The 18778-nt window shown below is 71.9% G+C and carries 18 protein-coding genes and 1 pseudogene; 10 read left to right on the top strand and 9 right to left on the bottom strand.

Going from position 1 to position 18778, the window contains the following annotated elements; all coding sequences use genetic code 11:
* The 5 genes and pseudogenes from CCN42_RS15820 to CCN42_RS15800 all read left to right on the top strand — a co-directional run.
* Positions 1 to 238, top strand: a pseudogene (locus CCN42_RS15820) (urease accessory protein UreD); the annotation flags it as partial.
* Between the two features lie 145 nt (positions 239 to 383).
* A complete protein-coding gene (locus CCN42_RS15815; RefSeq protein ID WP_211294714.1) occupies positions 384 to 2018 on the top strand; it encodes an alpha/beta hydrolase in 1635 nt (544 codons plus the stop codon).
* Between the two features lie 180 nt (positions 2019 to 2198).
* Positions 2199 to 3272 (top strand): monodechloroaminopyrrolnitrin synthase PrnB family protein, encoded by a 1074-nt coding sequence (locus CCN42_RS15810; protein WP_086736341.1) that lies wholly within the window; start codon positions 2199 to 2201, stop codon positions 3270 to 3272.
* Positions 3269 to 4525 carry an FAD-dependent monooxygenase gene (locus CCN42_RS15805; RefSeq protein ID WP_086736340.1) on the top strand — a complete coding sequence of 419 codons (1257 nt, stop codon included), beginning with the start codon at positions 3269 to 3271 and terminating at the stop codon, positions 4523 to 4525. Before CCN42_RS15810 ends, CCN42_RS15805 begins: the two co-directional genes overlap by 4 nt.
* Positions 4522 to 5370, top strand: coding sequence for a class I SAM-dependent methyltransferase (locus CCN42_RS15800; RefSeq protein ID WP_086736338.1), 849 nt, complete (start codon positions 4522 to 4524; stop codon positions 5368 to 5370). Before CCN42_RS15805 ends, CCN42_RS15800 begins: the two co-directional genes overlap by 4 nt.
* An 11-nt stretch (positions 5371 to 5381) precedes the next feature.
* Here CCN42_RS15800 and CCN42_RS15795 read toward each other — a convergent pair whose 3' ends face one another.
* The 4 genes from CCN42_RS15795 to CCN42_RS15780 form a co-directional block, all read right to left on the bottom strand.
* Positions 5382 to 6107 (bottom strand): lysophospholipid acyltransferase family protein, encoded by a 726-nt coding sequence (locus tag CCN42_RS15795; protein ID WP_086736336.1) that lies wholly within the window; start codon positions 6105 to 6107, stop codon positions 5382 to 5384.
* 318 nt (positions 6108 to 6425) lie between these two features.
* On the bottom strand, positions 6426 to 7652 hold the full coding sequence (gene rocD, locus CCN42_RS15790; protein ID WP_086736334.1) for an ornithine--oxo-acid transaminase: 1227 nt from the start codon (positions 7650 to 7652) through the stop codon (positions 6426 to 6428).
* Positions 7649 to 8473 carry a dimethylargininase gene (ddaH, locus tag CCN42_RS15785; RefSeq protein ID WP_086169473.1) on the bottom strand — a complete coding sequence of 275 codons (825 nt, stop codon included), beginning with the start codon at positions 8471 to 8473 and terminating at the stop codon, positions 7649 to 7651. Before ddaH ends, rocD begins: the two co-directional genes overlap by 4 nt.
* 117 nt (positions 8474 to 8590) lie before the next feature.
* Entirely contained in the window at positions 8591 to 9124 is a 534-nt protein-coding gene (locus CCN42_RS15780; RefSeq protein ID WP_086736332.1) for an Lrp/AsnC family transcriptional regulator, read from the bottom strand.
* A 99-nt stretch (positions 9125 to 9223) separates the two neighbouring features.
* Between CCN42_RS15780 and CCN42_RS15775 the strand changes: the two genes are divergently transcribed.
* Genes CCN42_RS15775 through CCN42_RS15760 form a run of 4 tightly spaced genes read left to right on the top strand, consistent with a single transcriptional unit; the run spans position 9224 to position 13300 of the window.
* The gene (locus CCN42_RS15775) at positions 9224 to 9976 is read left to right on the top strand and encodes a LytR/AlgR family response regulator transcription factor (protein WP_086736330.1); all 753 of its coding nucleotides are present in this window, start codon (positions 9224 to 9226) and stop codon (positions 9974 to 9976) included.
* A gap of 2 nt (positions 9977 to 9978) precedes the next feature.
* Entirely contained in the window at positions 9979 to 10374 is a 396-nt protein-coding gene (locus tag CCN42_RS15770) for a hypothetical protein (RefSeq protein ID WP_086736345.1), read from the top strand.
* An 11-nt stretch (positions 10375 to 10385) separates the two neighbouring features.
* Complete coding sequence (locus tag CCN42_RS15765; protein WP_086736328.1) at positions 10386 to 12098, top strand: sodium/solute symporter; 1713 nt, start codon at positions 10386 to 10388, stop codon at positions 12096 to 12098.
* Positions 12095 to 13300: a sensor histidine kinase gene (locus CCN42_RS15760; RefSeq protein ID WP_086736326.1), complete on the top strand. Its 1206-nt coding sequence runs from the start codon at positions 12095 to 12097 to the stop codon at positions 13298 to 13300. The genes CCN42_RS15765 and CCN42_RS15760 overlap by 4 nt, the downstream gene beginning before the upstream one ends.
* A gap of 14 nt (positions 13301 to 13314) precedes the next feature.
* Here the strand turns inward: CCN42_RS15760 and CCN42_RS41315 are convergent, their stop codons facing one another.
* The 5 genes from CCN42_RS41315 to CCN42_RS15740 form a co-directional block, all read right to left on the bottom strand.
* A complete protein-coding gene (locus CCN42_RS41315) occupies positions 13315 to 13485 on the bottom strand; it encodes a hypothetical protein (protein ID WP_107427597.1) in 171 nt (56 codons plus the stop codon).
* Between the two features lie 214 nt (positions 13486 to 13699).
* Complete coding sequence (locus tag CCN42_RS15755; RefSeq protein WP_086169478.1) at positions 13700 to 14650, bottom strand: cytochrome c oxidase assembly protein; 951 nt, start codon at positions 14648 to 14650, stop codon at positions 13700 to 13702.
* Between the two features lie 179 nt (positions 14651 to 14829).
* Entirely contained in the window at positions 14830 to 15855 is a 1026-nt protein-coding gene (locus CCN42_RS15750) for a 6-phosphofructokinase (protein ID WP_043498626.1), read from the bottom strand.
* A gap of 204 nt (positions 15856 to 16059) precedes the next feature.
* A complete protein-coding gene (locus CCN42_RS15745) occupies positions 16060 to 16788 on the bottom strand; it encodes a type 1 glutamine amidotransferase (protein WP_043498624.1) in 729 nt (242 codons plus the stop codon).
* A 21-nt stretch (positions 16789 to 16809) separates the two neighbouring features.
* Positions 16810 to 18048 carry a MurT ligase domain-containing protein gene (locus CCN42_RS15740; protein ID WP_086736324.1) on the bottom strand — a complete coding sequence of 413 codons (1239 nt, stop codon included), beginning with the start codon at positions 18046 to 18048 and terminating at the stop codon, positions 16810 to 16812.
* A gap of 148 nt (positions 18049 to 18196) precedes the next feature.
* Between CCN42_RS15740 and def the strand changes: the two genes are divergently transcribed.
* The gene (def, locus tag CCN42_RS15735; protein WP_086736322.1) at positions 18197 to 18742 is read left to right on the top strand and encodes a peptide deformylase; all 546 of its coding nucleotides are present in this window, start codon (positions 18197 to 18199) and stop codon (positions 18740 to 18742) included.
* Positions 18743 to 18778 lie beyond the last annotated feature (36 nt).

The raw sequence follows: 18778 nt of genomic DNA, 5'->3' as shown, positions 1-18778 counted from the left end.
GGTGTCCGCCCAGCCCGGCGGCTGGGACGGTTCCGCCGGGCTGGGCGGACACCGTGCGGTGGGACAGCTCGTCGTGGTGCGGCCGGAGTTCGCGATGCGTCCGGTGGCGGCGCGGACGCTCGGGGACGGGGCCGCCGTGCTGCCGCTCGCCGGGCCCGCCGTACTGGTGAGCGCGGTGGCGCCGGACGCGTTGCGGCTGCGCCGGCTGCTGGACGGGGCGCTGGCGGACCTCGGATAGTCCCCCCGGTCAGGACATTCCGCTCAGCGGGATGGTCTTATCCGGTTATCGGATTGGCAAAGAAGCCGGTGCGCCCCTGTTCCCGGCACCCGCCCAGCGGCCAGGATCCCCCTGTCCATCGCAACGACGCAGGGGGAGACCCGACTTGAGGGACAACAGACCGAACAGGCGGACGGCGGCGCTCGGCTCGGCCGGGGCGCTCGTCGCGGCGACCCTGATAGCCGGCGCGGTCGCGGCACCGACGGCCAGCGCCGATGCGGGCGCCACGACCGGCACCGACCGGGCCGCCGCCGAGGCCCGTCACGGTCAGGACCGCGAGGCCCGGGGCGTCGCGATCGCCGCGGCCCGCGCCGCGCACCGGGGCATCGACTGGCAGGACTGCCCGGCGGACTGGGGGCTGGAGAAGCCCATCCAGTGCGGCTGGGTCACCGTGCCGCTCGACTACGCCAAGCCGTACGGCAAGCAGATCAAGATCGCCGTGGACCGCGTCGGCAACACCGGCACCCAGGCCGAACGGCAGGGCGCCCTCGTCTACAACCCGGGCGGACCCGGCGGCTCCGGCCTGCGCTTCCCGCGCCGTGTCACCACCAAGGCGCCGGTGTGGCAGAACGTCGCCAAGGCCTACGACTTCGTCGGCTTCGACCCGCGCGGCGTCGGCAAGTCGGCGCCCATCTCCTGCGTCGACCCGCAGGAGTTCGTCAAGGCGCCCAAGATGGACCCGGTGCCCGACTCCGAGGCCGACAAGCTCGCCCAGCGCAAGCTGGCCCGCGAGTACGCCGAGGGCTGCTACGAGCGCAGCGGCGCGATGCTGCCGCACATGACGACCCCGAACACCGCGCGCGACCTCGACGTCATCCGCGCCGCGCTCGGCGAGCGGAAGCTCAACTTCCTCGGCGTCTCCTACGGCACCTACCTGGGCGCCGTCTACGGCACCCTCTTCCCGGGCCACGTGCGCCGCATGATCACCGACAGCGTGGTCAACCCGTCCCGCGAGAAGATCTGGTACCAGGCCAACCTGGACCAGGACGTCGCCTTCGAGACCCGCTGGCAGGACTGGCAGGACTGGGTCGCGAAGAACGACGCCACCTTCCACCTCGGCACCACCCGCGCCGAGGTGCAGGCCAAGTGGCTCCAGCTGCGCGCCACCGCCAAGAAGGAGCCCCTCGGCGGGGTCGTCGGCCCGGCCGAACTGACCGGCTTCTTCCAGAGCGCGCCGTACTACGACTCCGCGTGGGTGCCGGTGGCCACCGTGTTCAGCAAGTACGTCGCGGGTGACACCCAGGCCCTCGTCGACGCGGCCGCTCCCGATCTGAGCGACACCGCGGGCAACGCCGCCTCCGAGAACGGCAACGCCGTCTACACGGCGGTCGAGTGCGCCGACGCCAAGTGGCCGACGAGCTGGGAGCGCTGGGACCGGGACAACACCCGGCTGCACCGCGACCACCCGTTCCTCACCTGGTCCAACGCCTGGATGAACCTGCCGTGCGCGACCTGGCCGGTCAAGCAGCGGACCCCGGTGGACGTGAGGACCGGCAAGGGCCTGCCGCCGGTGCTGATCGTCCAGGCGGAGCGCGACGCGGCCACCCCCTACGGCGGTGCGCTCGAACTGCACAAGCGGTTCAAGGGCTCCCGCCTGATCACCGAGAAGGACGCCGGCTCCCACGGGGTGTCCAGCCTGGTCAACTCCTGCATCAACGAGCGGGTGGACGCCTACCTGCTCACCGGGAAGCTGGACGCCGGGAACGTGACCTGCGCCCCGCACGCCACGCCCAAGCCGTAAGCGCGATCCGTACGAGCGGAAGGGGCGGCCGGTGCCACACCGGCCGCCCCTCCGTCATGTGCCGACCGGCCCGCAAGGGTTGGTTTCACCTTAGTTTCAAGCCAAAGAAGGCATTGACCGGTCAGTACTACCTTCGTGCCGGCGGGCGGCTCATGGATCCTCGTCGGAGAGTTGGTTCACATGGACTGCAGGACGCACCTGGACGTGACGTCCGAGGAACACAGTGAGAAGGTCAGACAGCTCGATCCGCTGGAGCTGGACGAAGACCTCAGGTCATTGCCGAAAATGAACGAGAACGGGGACGTCGCCGCGCTGGCGAGAGTTCTCCGAGAGGCACTTCCTCCCCCTGAGCGCGTCGCCTCCTTCACCCTGCCGGAATGTCTCGCCGCCATGCGCGACCTGGGCATGTATCTCGGCAGTCTCAAACGGCACGGAGTGTCCGCCTTCGACATCATCCCGGGCGCGACGGAACTGTTCCAACTGCTCGGACGGCGCACGCACATGATCCCGCGGGACACCGTCTACCACTACACCTGCTGGAATCCGGTGGGGGAGCGCGAACGGCTCTACAGCGGGCAGCCGATGGAGCGCAGCCTCATCCACGCGGTGCGCACCTGCGTGCCGGAGCTGGCGAAGGCGGTGACGGTCGGGCGCTCCTTGCAGTACGAAGACCTCCGCGCCCCGGACGGCGCCGCCGGGATGTCGTCGCTGGCGTCGCACATCACGGCCGCCGACAAGGCGATGAGCGGTGTCCTCGCGGAGGTCACCCCCGAGTTCTTCGCGCTCGTGCTCAGACCGTTCTTCGAGGAGGTGCGCATAGCGGGCCGCACCTACATGGGACCGGCCGCCGCGCACATCCCGCTCTTCCTCATCGACCTGCTGCTCTGGGCCTCCGACCGGGGCAGCAGGGACTACCTCACCTTCTGTGACGAGGTCGCCTCGCACACCCTCCCCGGCTGGCGCGAGCGGCATGCCGAGTGGACCGAGATGCCGTCCATCACCTCACGGGTCGTCGCCACGCTCGCGGATTCCCGTTCCGCGTCCGGGGAGTACGCGCGGTCCAGCGCACGGGGACTGCGGAAGGCCCTCAGGTCGCTCACCTCCTTCCGCGGGAAACACCTGGTGATGGCGCGCCGGGCCTACCGCGCCGAGGTACGGCTCTACGAACTGGGCAGTGGCGGGGGAAGTGTGGAACTCCTGGAGGAGATCCTCACCCTCACCCGGAAGAACGGAGCCATGGTGGGTGGGCGATGAGAATCACCATCGCCGGTTCCGGGGTAGCCGGACTGGCCACCGCGGTCAGTCTCCACGCGGCCGGATTCCGCGACGTGACCGTCTTCGAGGCGGAGCCCGGCCTCCGCCCCCACGGACTGGGACTGAACATCCTGCCCAACGCCGTGCGCGAACTCGACGAACTCGGACTGCTGGACGCGGTGCGACAACGGGCGATCAGGACGCGGGAACTGGCGATGTACAACCCGCGCGGCACCCTGGTGTGGCGCGAGGACCGCGGCCTGGCGGCGGGATACCGGTGGCCGCAGCTGTCGGTCTCCCGCGCCCGCCTCGTGACGGCGCTGGCCGAGGAGACACGGCGCCGCCTCGGAGACGGCGCGCTCGTCACCGACGCCCGGCTCGTCGGCCTGGACCGCACTCCCGGCCGGACCCGCGCGGTCTTCGCGAACCGGGACGGCGCCACGAGGACCGTCGAGACGGATCTGCTCATCGGCGCCGACGGCATTCGTTCCGCCGTACGAGCGGCGCTGTATCCCGGCGAAGGGCCGCCCCCGACGAACGGCATGACGTTGTACCGGGGAACCGTCTGGGGACCGCCCTTCCTGACCGGCGAGTCCATGGCCGTCCTGGGAGACGACCGGAGGCGGCTCGTCCTCTATCCGATCGACCGGGACGAGACGGCGCACCGGACCCTGATCAACTGGGTGGCCGCCTTTCCCGACGAGCGCTCCGAGGCGCGGTCCGCCACGGACGCCGCGGAGAGACGGAAGGTCATCCTGCGTCAGCTCGGCGACTGGGCACCGCCCGGGGTGGACCTGGCCGCGCTGATCGAACGGACACCGGACATCCAGCGGTATCCGATGATCGACCGGGATCCCCTCCCGCGGTGGACCTTCGGCAGCGTGACCCTCCTCGGCGACGCCGCGCACGCCATGTATCCCGCCGGATCCAACGGAGCCACCCAGGCCGTCATCGACGCGCGCGTGCTCGCCTGGCATCTCGCCCGGCACCGCGACGCCGGGACGGCCCTGCGGGCCTACGAAGAGGAACGCCGGCCGCAGATGACGGAACTGCAGCGGAGCAACCGCTCCCTCGGCCCGGAAAGGGTACTCACGATGGCGCACCGAAGAGCCCCCGGCGGATTCGGCGACGTACGGGACGTCTTCAGCGAGGAGGAACTCGCGGAGATCTCCCGCGGCTATGCCGTGACCGGGAAGTTCGACCAGGACTGGGTGAACACCAGGCCGTCGCTGTCCGCCGGGGGCGCGCGATGACGGACGGGACCCGGCGGGACGACGGGCACACGGCCGTCAAGGAGACGAGTTTCATCACCGCCGTGATCAGGGCCAGGGAGAACGATCGCCCCGACGCGTACCTGGCGGACCCTCATGCGGCGCTGCTGAGCACGCCGCGGTCCAGGGCGCTGGCACAGGAGGCGCTGGCCGCCGGCGGCACGGTGGGATCCGTGATCGTGCGAGGCCGCTTCGGCGACATCGCGCTCGGCGAGGCGATGGCCGAGGGGATCACCCAGGTGGTCTGTCTCGCGGCGGGCGGCGACACCCGCGCCTGGCGTCTCCCGCTCCCCGCGGACACGCGGTTCTTCGAGATCGACCTGCCGGGGCAGCTGGAGGCCAAGGACGCGCTGCTCGCCCCCGTCGAGGACCGTCTCACCTGCCGTCGTGTCACCCTCGGCGACGACCTCCGGGGCAGCACCTGGCCGCGGAGGCTGGGAGACGCGGGCTACGACGGGGCGAGACCCGCGGTCTGGATCGTCGAAGGCCTGCTGCCCTACCTGGAGTCCGAGCACTTCACGCGGCTGCTCACGCGTATCGAGCAGATGTCGAGCCCCGGCTCGGTCCTGCTGGCCGACGCCCCGCACGCCGCCTACTTCCGCGATCCCGCGAACGCCTCTTTCCTGGCGTTCATGCAGGCCCGCGGATCCGCGTTCCGGCTCGGCCTGGAGGACTTCGGCGGCCTTCTGAACCGGTGCGGCTGGCAGGCGGAGGCGTACACGCTGCGGCAACTCGCCGCGGGCGGCTGCCGCTGGGTGCCGGCGCCGCCCGAGCGGCTGTGCCCGCCCCGCGACCACCACTGGGTCGCCCGGGCCCGTCTCGCCTGACGTGCCGGAGGTCAGCTCAGCGGCAGCCGCCGGAAGGGGCGCTCCTTGCGTTCCTCGGCGGCGGCCTCCGCCGCCTTCACGTCCGCCGCGTACCGGTCGACGTACTCCTGCCCGGACAGCGACAGGATCGCGTACATGATCTCGTCCGTGACCGCGCGCAGGATCGCCTTCTCGTTCTCCATCCCGGCGTACCGGGAGAAGTCCAGCGGCTCGCCGAAGCGGATCGTCACCGGACGGACGCGGGGCAGCTTCCGGCCGGGCGGCTGGGCCTCGAAGGTGCCGATCATCGCGCACGGCACGACCGGCACGCCGGCCCTCAGCGCCATCACCGCGACCCCGACCTTCCCCTTGTACAGCCGCCCGTCGTGCGACCGGGTGCCCTCCGGGTAGATCCCGAGCAACTCGTCCTTGCCCAGCACCCCGAGCCCTTCCCGGATCGCCGCCTGTCCCGCGTCCTTCCCGGAGCGGTCCACCGGGATCTGCCCCGCGCTGCGGAAGAAGGCGGCGGTGAGCCGCCCCTTCAGTCCGGGGCCCGTGAAGTACTCCGCCTTCGCCAGGAAGGTGATCCGCCGCTTCAGCACCGCGGGCATCAGGAAGTGGTCCGAGAACGACAGATGGTTCCCGGCGACGATGGCCGGCCCCGACGCGGGAACGTGCTCCAGCCCTTCGATCCGGGGGCGGAAGACCAGCCGCAGCAGCGGTCCGAGCAACACGTACTTGAGCATGGTGTAGAACAAGGGTCGCTCCTCGTGTCAGGGGCTGCCGGTATGTTCTACAGCTACCCGGCCCCGGCCTCGTCCGACCGATGGCGACGCCCCGATCACCCGGCGGTGCCGAGAGCGGTGGCGTGCGCCGGCCTCCTGTCCGACGTGAAGGCGCCGCGGGCGGTTCTGACGGCGGTTCACCAGCAGTCGCTGAGCAGGGCGAGGCCGCCGCCGACTGGCTGCCCTGGCGCCCGCGTCGGCGCGACCGCCGTCCGCGTCCATCGCCAGCCGCCGGGTGGGGGCCGTACCGGCCACGGCGGCACGGCCCCCACCCCGCGGGCTCCCCGGCGCTCAGCCCTGCGTCAGTACCTTCTCCAACGCTCCGAGCGCCGTGCGCAGTTCCTCCCCGGTGATGGTCAGCGGCGGCGCCAGGCGGATCGTCGAGCCGTGGGTGTCCTTGACCAGGACGCCCTCCCGCATCAGACGCTCGCTGATCTCGCGGCCGGTGCCGATGGCCGGGTCGATGTCGACGCCCGCCCACAGACCGCGCGCACGGAAGCCGACCACGCCCTTGCCGGCCAGCTCGCTCAGACCACCCCGCAGCACCACGCCCAGCTCGGCGGCCCGGCGCTGGAACTCGCCGCTCTCCAGCAGGTCGACGACGGCCGTGCCGACGGCGGCGGCCAGCGGGTTGCCGCCGAAGGTCGAGCCGTGCTCACCCGGGTGCAGCACCCCCAGCACCTCCCGGCGCGCGACCACCGCCGACACGGGCACGATGCCGCCGCCCAGCGCCTTGCCGAGCAGCACGACGTCCGGGACGACGTCCTCGTGCTCGACGGCGAGGGTGCGGCCGGTGCGGCCGAGCCCGGACTGGATCTCGTCGGCGATGAACAGACAGCCCGCGCGGCGGGTCAGCTCCCGCACCCCGGCCAGATAGCCGTCGTCGGGAATGACGACGCCCGCCTCGCCCTGGATCGGCTCGATCAGCACCGCCGCCGTGGTCTCGTCGACAGCCGCCTCCAGCGCCGCCAGGTCGTTGTACGGGACGACCCGGAACCCGGGTGTGAACGGGCCGAAGCCGGTCCGGGCCACCTCGTCCGTGGAGAAGCTGACGATCGTCGTGGTCCGGCCGTGGAAGTTCTCCGCCGCGACCACGATCGTCGCCCGGTCGGCGGGCACGCCCTTGACGTCGTACGCCCACTTGCGGGCCACCTTGATGCCGCTCTCCACGGCCTCCGCGCCCGTGTTCATCGGCAGCACCATGTCCTGCCCGGTCAGGGCGGCCAGGCGCTCGGCGAACTCGGCGAGCCGGTCGTTGTGGAAGGCGCGGGAGGTGAGGGTGAGACGGTCCAGCTGGCGGTGGGCGGCCTCGACGAGATCCGGGTGGCGGTGGCCGAAGTTGAGCGCCGAGTAGCCGGCCAGCATGTCCAGGTAGCGGCGGCCCTCGACGTCCTCCACCCAGGTGCCCTCGGCGCGGGCCACCACCACGGGCAGCGGGTGGTAGTTGTGCGCGAGGACGGGCTCCTCGGCGGCGATCAGCTCGGCGGAGTCACGGGTGGTGCGGGCGGGTGCGGTCATGAACGGATCTCCTGAGTGCAGCACTTGACGCCGCCGCCGGCCTTGTGGAACTCCGACAGGTCGACGGGGACGGGGACATAGCCGTGGTCGTCGAGCCGGGCGGCAAGCGCCTCGGCCCGCGGGGCGATGAAGACGTGGCGGCCGTCGGAGACGGAGTTGAGGCCGAACGCCATCGCGTCGTCGCGGGTGGCGAGCACCGCGTCCGGGTACAGCCGCTTCAGCACCTCGCGGCTGCCGGGGGAGAACGCCTCCGGGTAGTACACGATGTTGTTGCCGCCGGCGGAGTCGTCGAGCACGAACAGCGCCGTGTCCAGGTGGTAGAAGTACGGGTCCACCAGGGTCAGGCTGATCACCGGGTGGCCGAAGAACTCCTGCGCCTCGCGGTGCGCCTCCCGGGTGGTGCGGAACCCGGTGCCGGCCAGCACGTACCGGCCCGTCCACACCAGGTCGCCCTCGCCCTCGCACACCGACTCCGGCCGGTGGACTTCGTAGCCCGCCGTCTTGAACCAGGTCTCGTAGTGCACGGACTCCGGACGGCGTTCGGGCGCGTGGAAGAGCGAGCCGAAGACCCGGCCGCCGACGACGAGCGCCGAGTTGGCGGCGAAGACCATGTCCGGCAGGCCCGCCACCGGCTCCACGCTGTCGACCGTATGGCCATGGGCACGGTAGGCGGCGATCAGCTTCTGCCACTGCTCCTGCGCGAGGTCGACGTCGACCCGGACGTCGGGATGCATCCAGGGGTTGATCGCGTACTGCACGGCGAAGTGTCTGGGTTCGCAGACGAGGAAGCGCCGCCGGCGCGGCACACGGCTGTCGGACACAGAGGGGTTCCTCCGCTTCCTGCGGTGTCTACTGGGGGTTGACACAACGGTAGAAAGCGAACCGACGCCCGACAAGAAACGAAAGCTGCGCACCTACGCAGGATTGCTGCGTTGTGATCAGGTGAGACGCACGTCCGATGCGTCGATGCCGGAGTCGTGCCCCGGATCGTCCGGCGCCGGATGGCTGGCGCCCGCCTCCGGACTGTCCGGCAGCAGATGGGACAGCACCATCACACTGATCGTCTTCCGGATGAACGGCTCCGCGCGGATCCGCTCCAGCACCTCCTCGAAGTGCGCCACGTCCCGCGCCCGCACATGCAGCAGCGCGTCCGCCCCGCCCGTCACCGTCATCGCCGCGGTGATCTCCGGATGGTTGCGCACCACCTCCGCCAGCCGCCGCGGCGGTGCCGCGCCCTCGCAGTACACCTCGACGTACGCCTCGGTCCGCCAGCCCAGCGCCGACGGCTTCACCGTCGCCGTGAACCCGGTGATCACCCCGGTCTCCCGCAGCCGGTCCACCCGGCGCTTCACCGCCGTCGCCGACAGCCCGATCGCCGCCCCGATCTCGGCGAAACTGGTCCGCGCGTTCGCCATCAGCGCGGTGACGATCTTCCGGTCGAGTTCGTCGAAGGGTGCGGGCCTGCTGTTCATGGCGGCACTGTATCCAGCGGGAACGCATCGGCGACGGCGAGGAACCTCCCCGCGTCGGCCCGTGTGCAGGCGCAGGAATTGCTCCTACACTCCGGGTTCATGCTGCGCGCCCTGGCCGTCGACGACGAACGCCCCTCCCTGGAGGAACTCCTCTACCTCCTGCACGCCGACCCCCGCATCGGCAGCGCCGAGGGCGCCGGCGACGCGACCGAGGCGCTGCGCCGGATCAACCGCGCCCTGGAGTCCGGCCCCGACGGCCCCGAGGCGATCGACGTGGTCTTCCTCGACATCCAGATGCCCGGCCTCGACGGACTCGACCTGGCCCGGCTGCTCACCGGCTTCGCCCGCCCCCCGCTGGTCGTCTTCGTCACCGCCCACGAGGACTTCGCCGTCCAGGCCTTCGACCTCGAGGCGGTCGACTACGTCCTCAAACCCGTCCGCAAGGAACGCCTCGCCGAAGCCGTACGACGCGCCGCCGACCTGCGCGGCACCACCCCCCGCATCCCCGTGCACGAACCCGACCCCGACCACATGGCCGTGGAGCTGGGCGGAGTCACCCGCTTCGTCGCCGTCGACGACATCACCCACGTCGAGGCACAGGGCGACTACGCCCGGCTGCACACCGGGCAGGGCAGCAGCCACCTGGTCCGCATCCCGCTGTCCACCCTGGAGGACCGCTGGCGCTCCCGCGGCTTCGTCCGCATCCACCGCCGCCACCTGGTCGCCCTGCGCCACATCGACGAGCTCCGCCTCGACGCGGGCACCGTCAGCGTCCTCGTCGGCTCCGAGGAACTCCAGGTCAGCCGCCGCCACGCCCGTGAACTGCGGGACCTGCTGATGAGGAGGCCATGACCGTGCCGAACAGCCCCGCCGACCGGCGCGTGGTCGTCACCGGCCCGCCGCGCCGCACCCTTCCCCACGCCCGGCCTCGCCCGCGCGGGCGGGACCCCCACACCCCCGGCGCCTACCGCCCCCGCACCGAGATCGCCGAGCAGACCACCCTCGGCCACACCTACGTGCGCTCCCTCATACGCAGCCAGCTGCGCGCCGCCCTCACCGGCTGCGCCGTCCTCGCCCTGCTGATCGGCCCGCTGCCGCTCGTCTTCGCGGCGGCACCGAACGCCGGCCGCCTCCAGTGGCTGGTGCTCGGCTTCTGCCTCTACGCCCCGCTCGTCCTGCTCGCCCACTGGTACGTCCGCCGCGCCGAACGCAACGAACGCGACTTCGTCCGCCTGGTCGAGGACCGCTGACCCCCTCCGCGATGAACTCGAACTACGCCGTCCCCGCCGTCGCGCTCGTCGTGCTCGCCACCGTCCTCGTCGGCGCCTTCGGCCTGCGCATCTCCCGCACCACCTCCGACTTCTACGTCGCCTCCCGCACCGTAGGGCCCCGCCTGAACGCCGCCGCCATCAGCGGCGAGTACCTGTCCGCCGCCTCCTTCCTCGGCATCGCCGGCCTGGTCCTCGTCCAGGGCCCGGACATGCTCTGGTACCCGGTCGGCTACACCGCCGGCTACGTCGTCCTGCTGCTCTTCGTCGCCGCCCCGCTGCGCCGCTCCGGCGCCTACACCCTGCCCGACTTCGCCGAGGCCCGGCTCGCCTCCCAGGCGGTGCGGCGGCTCGCGGGCGCCTTCGTCGTCGGCGTCGGCTGGCTCTACCTGCTGCCCCAGCTCCAGGGCGCTGGACTCACCCTCACCGTGCTGACCGGGGTGCCCGACTGGCTCGGCGGGATCATCGTGGCGGTCGTCGTCGTCGCCATCGTCGCCGCGGGCGGCATGCGCAGCATCACCTTCGTCCAGGCCTTCCAGTACTGGCTGAAACTGACCGCCCTGCTCGTCCCCGCCTTCTTCCTCCTCCTCGCCTGGCAGGCCGACGGCGCCCCCCGCCGCCCGTTCGACGAACCGCCCGGCTTCCGCGAACAGCGCGCCGTCCGCGTCGACACCACCCTCGACCTGCGCCTGGAACGACCCCTGACGGTCACCGTCGACGGCACCGTGAACGGCCGCGCCCACGACGGCACCGAGATCCGCCTGCCCGCCGGAACCCACCGCGTCGACCAGGGCACCCGCCTCACCTTCGCCCCCGGCACCCCCGTCCCCGCCGCCGACCGCGGCAGCAACGCCGGCATGTCGACCTCGCTCGCCGCGGGCCGCGAGGAACGCCCGCTGTACGCCACGTACGGACTGATCCTCGCCACCTTCCTCGGCACCATGGGCCTGCCCCACGTGGTCGTCCGGTTCTACACCAGCCCGCACGGCGTCGCCGCCCGCCGCACCACCGTCGCCGTCCTCGCCCTGATCGGAGCCTTCTACCTGCTGCCCCCGGTCTACGGCGCGCTCGGCCGCCTCTACGCCCCCGAACTCACCCTCACCGGCGACGCCGACGCCGCCGTCCTGCTGCTGCCCGGCCGGATGATCGGCGGAGTCGCCGGCGACCTGCTCGGGGCGCTGCTCGCCGGCGGCGCCTTCGCCGCGTTCCTGTCCACCGCCTCCGGGCTCGCCATGGCCGTCGCCGGAGTGCTCACCCAGGACGTGCTGCCCGCGCGCGGCGTACGGCACTTCCGGCTCGGCACGCTGCTCGCCATGGCCGCCCCGCTCGCGGCGAGCGTCCTGGTCGGCGGTCTGCCCGTCGCCGACGCGGTCGGCCTCGCCTTCGCCGTCTCGGCGTCCTCGTTCTGCCCGCTGCTCGTCCTCGGCATCTGGTGGCGGCGGCTCACCCCGCCCGGCGCGGCGGCCGGGATGCTGGTCGGCGGCGGCTCCGCGTTCGCCGCCGTCGCCGCCACCATGGCCGGCTTCCCCGGCGGCGGTCCGCTGCACGCCCTGCTCGCCTGGCCCGCCCTGTGGTCGGTGCCGCTCGGCTTCCTCACCATGATCCTGGTGTCGCTCGCCACCCCGGCCCGGGTCCCGGCCGGCACGGCGGCCATCCTGGCCCGCTTCCACCTGCCGGAACAGCTGCGCACGGAGGTGAAGGCGTGAGCGGCTTCCTCGCCGGCCTCTGCGTGGCCGCCCTGCCCCTGCTCGCCGCCGGTTTCTGGCTCGGCCGGCGCACCGCCCGCACCCAGGCCCCGGGCGGCCTCGGCAGCCCCGTCGAGCACGCCACCTTCCAGACCCTGCACACCGCCTCCCTGGCCGCGCCGCCGCTGCGGGCCGGGCTCACCGAGGAGACGGCCCGCAGATCCGCCCGCCGGCTGCGCACCCTGCTCGGCACGGACGCGCTGTGCCTCACCGACGACACCGGGGTACTGGCCTGGGACGGCGTCGGCGGCCATCACCGCGCCGAGGTGCTGGACCGGCTCACCGGCCCGCTGGAGACCGGCCGCGGCGAGGCCTTCCCGCTCGCCTGCGACGAGCCGGACTGCCCGCTGCGCTGGGCCGTGGTCGCCCCGCTCACCGTCGACGACCGCGTCCACGGCGCCCTCGTCGCCTGCGCCCCGCGCGAGTCCGCGGTCCTCGTGCGGGCCGCCGCCGAGGTCGCCCGCTGGGTCTCCGTACAGCTCGAACTCGCCGACCTGGACCGCTCCCGGACCCGGCTGATCGAGGCCGAGATCAAGGCCCTGCGCGCCCAGATCTCCCCGCACTTCATCTTCAACTCGCTCGCGGTGATCGCCTCGTTCGTCCGTACCGACCCCGAACGCGCCCGCGAACTGCTCCTCGAGTTCGCCGACTTCACCCGCTACTCGTTTCGCCGGCACGGCGACTTCACCACCCTCGCCGACGAACTCCACGCCATCGACCACTACCTGGCCCTCGTCCGGGCCCGCTTCGGCGACCGGCTCTCCGTCACCCTGCAGATCGCCCCCGAGGTGCTACCGGTGACCCTGCCGTACCTGTGCCTCCAGCCGCTGGTGGAGAACGCCGTCAAACACGGCCTGGAGGGCAAGGCCGGCACCTGCCGGATCAGCATCACCGCGCAGGACGCGGGCGCCGAGGCCCTGGTGGTCATCGAGGACGACGGCGCCGGAATGGACCCCGAGCTGCTGCGCCGCATCCTCGCCGGGGAGGTCAGCCCGTCCGGCGGGATCGGCCTGTCCAACGTCGACGACCGGCTCCGCCAGGTGTACGGCGACGACCACGGCCTGGTCATCGAGACCGCCGTGGGCGCGGGCATGAAAGTCACCGCCCGGCTGCCCAAGTACCAGCCGGGGGTGCACTCGGCGGGGCGCCTCGCCCAGGAGTAGGGGAGGGGCCGGGGTCAGGTGGTGCGGGTGGCCACCATGCCCAGGGTGATCAGACCCAGCACGACCCAGCCGAACCACAGCCAGCCGTTGCTGCCGAGCGCCACCGTGTAGGCGGTCACCATGACGAGGCCGCCCAGGGTGAGCACCCCCATGGTCTTCGTCGAGCCGTCCGTGGAACCGGGCATCGCAACACCCTCCTCATGGTTCGTCCCCCTCCATGGTGCCCCCGTTCCGCCTTCTTAGGGCGCGGACGACCAGATGTCTGCCCGATTTCCGGGCCCCGTGGCCGGTCCACGACCCCGCCGCGTGCACCGGCGGACCGAACCCGTGGTCACCCGGCGCCACCTCGCGGGCGCAGGCCGTGTCCGGCCGGGTGAGGGCCCGGGCGGGAGGAGGAGGTCAGCGGCTCTGTGCGTTCAGTGAGGCCAGGTAGGCGTTGTACGCCTCGAGCTCCTTGTCGCCGTCCCGGTCGGCGGCGCGGTCCTTGCGCTTGGCCTGCCGCTGCTCCGAGCCGTACCACTGGAACAGCAGCACGATCAGCACGAGCACGGACGGGATCTCGCTGAACGCCCAGGCGATGCCGCCGGCCGCGTTCTGGTCGGAGAGGGCGTCGATGCCGAGGGAGGCGGGCGGATCGGTGTAGGTCTTGACCATGGGCTGCGAGGCCATCATCAGCGCGATGCCGAAGAACGCGTGGAACGGCATGCCCGCGAACAGCTCCAGCATCCGCATCAGATAGCCGGGCCGGTGCGGACCCGGGTCCACGCCCATGATCGGCCAGAAGAAGACCAGGCCGGTCGCGAGGAAGTGCACCATCATCGCGATGTGCCCCGGCTTGGACTCCATGAGGAAGTCGAACAGCGGGGTGAAGTACAGGCCGTACAGGCTGGCGATGAACAGCGGGATGGTGAAGACCGGATGGGTGATGATCCGCATGTACCGGCTGTGCAGCAGCATCAACAGCAGCTCGCGGGGCCCCTTGCTGCCGCGTGCGGCCGGCGGCAGCGCCCGCAGCGCCAGCGTGATCGGCGCGCCGAGCAGGATCAGGATCGGCGACAGCATGCTGATCACCATGTGCTGCACCATGTGCACGCTGAACATGACCATGCCGTAGTCGTTCAGCTTGGTGTTCATCATGAGCCCGATGCTGAGCACACCGGCGAAGAAGAAGGCGGTCCGGCCCACCGGCCACTTGTCACCCCGCCGGGTCAGCCGGACGACGCCCCACGTGTAGAGCGCCAGTCCCAGCAGACACGCGACGAGGAAGAACGGGTCCGCGGACCACTGAAGCCCTCGCCCCAGCGTGAACGGCGGCAGATCCATCATCATGCCGTGCCCGCTGTGATCCATCCGCCGGCTCCTGATTCGTGGGGGGTTTGTGCTGATGTCCGCCCACAAGAGTAGAGCTGCCCCCGGTCGACCTCTCGACCGGGGGCGGGGATGCTCACTTCAGGGGCGCGGGGCCGCGTCTGTCCGCGGCTCCGCCGCGTGGGCGCGACCGGCCCCACGAACCCGCACTTGCCGGACGGCTACAGCACGCACTCCGCTTCCGCGTACCGAGACTCCGGCACGGTCTTCAAGGACTCGACAGCCTCCGCCAGCGACACCATCACGATGTCGGTCCCGCGAAGCGCCGTCATCATCCCGAACTCACCGCGATGAGCGGCCTCCACCGCGTGCCAGCCGAACCGCGTCGCCAGCACCCGGTCGTACGCCGTCGGCGTCCCGCCCCGCTGGACGTGGCCGAGGATGACCGGACGGGCCTCCTTGTCGAGCCGCCGCTCCAGCTCGACGGAGAGCTGCCGGGCGATCCCGGCGAACCGCTCGTGGCCGTAGATGTCCTTTCCGCCCTCGTCGAAGGCCATGCTGCCGGGCTTCGGCTTGGCCCCCTCCGCCGCGACGACGATGGCGAACCGCTTGCCCGCCTCGAACCGCTCGCCGACCCGCGCCGTCAGCTCGTCGATGTCGAACGGCCGCTCCGGCACGACGATGGCGTGGGCTCCCGCCGCCATCCCGGAGTGCAGCGCTATCCAGCCGGTGTGCCGCCCCATGACCTCGACGATCAGCACCCGCTGGTGGGACTCGGCGGTGGTCTTCAGCCGGTCCAGCGCCTCGGTGGCGACGCCGACGGCCGTGTCGAAGCCGAAGGTGACGTCGGTGACCGCGATGTCGTTGTCGATGGTCTTCGGCACGCCCACGATCGGCAGGCCGTTGTCGGACAGCAGCCGGGCCGCCTTCAGCGTGCCCTCGCCGCCGATCGGGATGATCGCGTCGAGACCCAGCTCGGCGACATGGCCCCTGGCCCGCTCCACGCCGTCCCGCAGATGCTCGGGACGGACCCGGGAGGAGCCGAGGATGGTGCCGCCGCGGGCCAGGATGCCGCCGACGGCGTCCAGGTCGAGCTTCAGATAGTCGCACTCCAGGAGGCCTTTCCAGCCGTCCCGGAAACCGATGACCTCGTCGCCGTGGTCGGCGACGGCACGGTGCACGACGGACCGGATGACGGCGTTCAGGCCGGGGCAGTCGCCGCCGGACGTGAGGACACCAATGCGCATAGCCCGTTTACCTTCTCGATGTGGGCCGGGGACCGGACCACGTTGTCCGGCGGGAATCCCCGCCACCCTAGCGGCACAAGGGGGCGGGGCCGAAGCGTGCGTCCGCCTGCTGGACGACCCCGCTCACCTGTGCGGACGTACCGTCAGACGGGCTGGTGAACCACAGGTCGACAACCGGTTGCGCGGACTGCCGCGCAGCCGTGGTCACGCAGGCTGCTGAGCGGCCGCGATGCGCTCGTTGCGCAGCGCCTCGTACCAGCGGTCGTCCACCGGCGGCAGCGCGTTCACATCGAGGGCCAGCTTCAGCAGGTGGTCCGCGATGAGCGGGTTGCGGGCGAGGACGGGACCGTGCATGTACGTGCCGAACACGGTGTCGTTGTACGCACCCTCCGTGCCGTCGCCGGTGCCGTTGCCCTTGCCGAGCCGCACCTGGGCGAGCGGGCGGGCGGTGGGGCCGAGGTGGGTGACGCCCTGGTGGTTCTCGAACCCGGTCAGCGGCGGCAGCCCGAGCCGCGGGTCGATGTCCCCGAGCACGTCGCCGACGCACCGCTCGCCCTCACCGCGCACCGACACCACGTCGAGCAGGCCGAGGCCGGGCTCGCGCTGGCCGAGGTCGTTGATGAACTCGTGGCCGAGGATCTGGTAGCCGGCGCACACCGAGAAGACGATCGCGCCGTTCTCCACCGCCCGGTACAGGCCGCCGTCCCGGCGCAGCCGCTCGGCCGCGAGCCGCTGCGGCCGGTCCTCGCCGCCGCCGATGAGGTAGATGTCGCCGGACGTCGGGATCGGCTGGTCGCTGCGCACGTCGAGACGGGCCACGTCCAGGCCCCGCTGCCGCGCCCGGCGCTCCACGACGAGGGCGTTGCCCTGGTCGCCGTAGGTGCTGAGCAGGTCGGGGTAGATCCAGACGATCCGCAGGCTGTTGTCGCTCATGGTCACTGTCCTTCGACTCACTCAGTTGCCGACGCGGCGGCGCAGGTCCTGGAACGCGGTGTAGTTCGCGATGACCTCGATCCGGCCCGGCGGGCACGTCTGCACGGCCTGGTCGAGGTTCTCGCAGACCTGGAAGTGCTGGTTGGCGACCTCCAGGCGCACCGCCAGGTCCAGCTTGCGGTCGCCGATGACGAAGATCGGGTGGCCGGTGAGCCGGGTGTAGTCGACGTCCCACAGCCAGGAGGTGTCGGTGCCGTCGGCGCCGCGCGCGTTCACGGAGAGGATCACCGGGGTGGGCGGCGGGTCGATCAGGGAGAACGTCTCCAGCCACCCGGCGGGGTTCTTCGCCAGCAGCAGCCGCAGGTCACGGCCCTGGAACTGGACGACGTCGTAGCGTCCGGCCACGGCCTGCACCTGGTACATGCGCTCCAGCGCGACCTGCGGCGGCACGCCGAACACGGCGGCGACGGCGGCCGAGCTGGCGGCGTTGGCCTTGTTGGCGCGGCCCGGCAGCTGGAGGTGGATCGGCCAGGCCGAACCGTGCGGGTCGAGGACGTGGTCGCCGGAGAGCGCCCAGGTCGGGGTGGGGCGGCGGAAGCCGCACTCGCCGCAGAACCAGTCGTCGCCGGGGCGCTGCATCACACCGCCGCAGGCGGGGCAGGACCAGGCGTCGTCCTTCCACATCTGCCCGGCGGCGACCCAGATCACGTTCGGGGAGGACGAGGCCGCCCACACGACCAGCGGGTCGTCGGCGTTCGCCACGATCACGGCCTTGGAGCCGGCCAGGCCCTCGCGCCAGTTCTCCGCGAGCATGCGGGTCTCGGCGGCCCGGTCGAGCTGGTCGCGCGAGAGGTTCAGCAGCGCGATGCACTTGGGGTCGGTGTCCCGGGCGACGCCCGCGAGGTACTTCTCGTCGACCTCGATGACGCCGTACTTGGCGTCCGAGCCGCCGGCGAGCGCCGAGGTGATGCCGGCCGGCATGTTGGCGCCCAGCGCGTTGGACACCACCGGGCCCGCGGCCCGCAGCGCCTCGGCGATCAGCCGCGTGGTGGTCGTCTTGCCGTTGGTCGCCGAGACCAGGACGACGTCCAGGTTCTGGGCGAGCCGGGCGAGGAGGTCGGGGTCGAGTTTCAGCGCGACCCGGCCACCGATCACCGAACCGCTGCCGCGTCCCGCGGCACGGGATGCCGCAGCGACCGCCTTGCCCGCGGTCACGGCCAGCTTGGCCCGCGGCGTGAGCGGGTCCGAGTTGCCTGCCATCAGTTCTCGATCCTCCTTGCGTACGCGCCGCGCCTGGGGCCTGTCGGCAACGTGGTGGTGGTCAGCCTATCGAGATCCATTCGCACTCCCGAATCCCGGCCCGTGCCCACGGGGCCAGGGCGGCTGAGGGAACCGTACCCTTGCGCCCATGCGACACGGCTCGATCCCGGGCGCCCACGGGCGCGTCCGGCCCCTCACCCTGCTCGGCGACCCCGTCCTGCACGCCCCGTGCGCGGAGGTCACCGACTTCGGCCCCGAACTCTCCCGGCTCGTGGAGGACTTGTTCGCCACGATGTACGCGGCGCAGGGGGTGGGACTGGCGGCGAACCAGGTCGGGGAGTCGCTGAGGGTGTTCGTCTACGACTGCCCCGACGACGAGGATGTCCGGCATCTCGGACATATCGTGAACCCGCGCCTGGTGGCGGCGGACGGGGTGGTGATCCGCGGCCCGGAGGGCTGCCTGTCCCTGCCGGGCCTGGAGGCGGGCACGGAGCGCCACGACCACGCGGTGGTCGAGGGCTTCACCGTGACCGGCGATCCGGTCACCGTCCACGGCACCGGCTTCTTCGCCCGCTGCCTCCAGCACGAGTGCGACCACCTGGACGGGAGGATCTACGCGGACCGCCTGACGGGCCGGCGTCACCGCAGACTGATGCGACAGGCGTCCCGGGCCTCCTGGCGCCGGCCGGGATGACTCCGGCGGGGCGCGGGGCCGTACCGGTGTGCGGCT

The sequence above is a fragment of the Streptomyces glaucescens genome (assembly GCF_002154375.1).
Lineage (GTDB): Bacteria > Actinomycetota > Actinomycetes > Streptomycetales > Streptomycetaceae > Streptomyces > Streptomyces glaucescens.
This window is presented reverse-complemented; position numbering and strand designations above follow the sequence as displayed.

Coding starts and splice junctions, on each gene's coding strand:
- CCN42_RS15810 (WP_086736341.1), top strand. CDS start 2,199: ATGGACTGCAGGACGCACCTGGACGTGACGTCCGAGGAACACAGTGAG.
- CCN42_RS15745 (WP_043498624.1), bottom strand. CDS start 16,788: ATGAGCGACAACAGCCTGCGGATCGTCTGGATCTACCCCGACCTGCTC.
- CCN42_RS15800 (WP_086736338.1), top strand. CDS start 4,522: ATGACGGACGGGACCCGGCGGGACGACGGGCACACGGCCGTCAAGGAG.
- CCN42_RS15775 (WP_086736330.1), top strand. CDS start 9,224: ATGCTGCGCGCCCTGGCCGTCGACGACGAACGCCCCTCCCTGGAGGAA.
- CCN42_RS15755 (WP_086169478.1), bottom strand. CDS start 14,650: ATGGATCACAGCGGGCACGGCATGATGATGGATCTGCCGCCGTTCACG.
- def (WP_086736322.1), top strand. CDS start 18,197: ATGCGACACGGCTCGATCCCGGGCGCCCACGGGCGCGTCCGGCCCCTC.
- CCN42_RS41315 (WP_107427597.1), bottom strand. CDS start 13,485: ATGCCCGGTTCCACGGACGGCTCGACGAAGACCATGGGGGTGCTCACC.
- CCN42_RS15740 (WP_086736324.1), bottom strand. CDS start 18,048: ATGGCAGGCAACTCGGACCCGCTCACGCCGCGGGCCAAGCTGGCCGTG.
- CCN42_RS15780 (WP_086736332.1), bottom strand. CDS start 9,124: ATGAACAGCAGGCCCGCACCCTTCGACGAACTCGACCGGAAGATCGTC.
- CCN42_RS15750 (WP_043498626.1), bottom strand. CDS start 15,855: ATGCGCATTGGTGTCCTCACGTCCGGCGGCGACTGCCCCGGCCTGAAC.
- rocD (WP_086736334.1), bottom strand. CDS start 7,652: ATGACCGCACCCGCCCGCACCACCCGTGACTCCGCCGAGCTGATCGCC.
- CCN42_RS15765 (WP_086736328.1), top strand. CDS start 10,386: ATGAACTCGAACTACGCCGTCCCCGCCGTCGCGCTCGTCGTGCTCGCC.
- CCN42_RS15805 (WP_086736340.1), top strand. CDS start 3,269: ATGAGAATCACCATCGCCGGTTCCGGGGTAGCCGGACTGGCCACCGCG.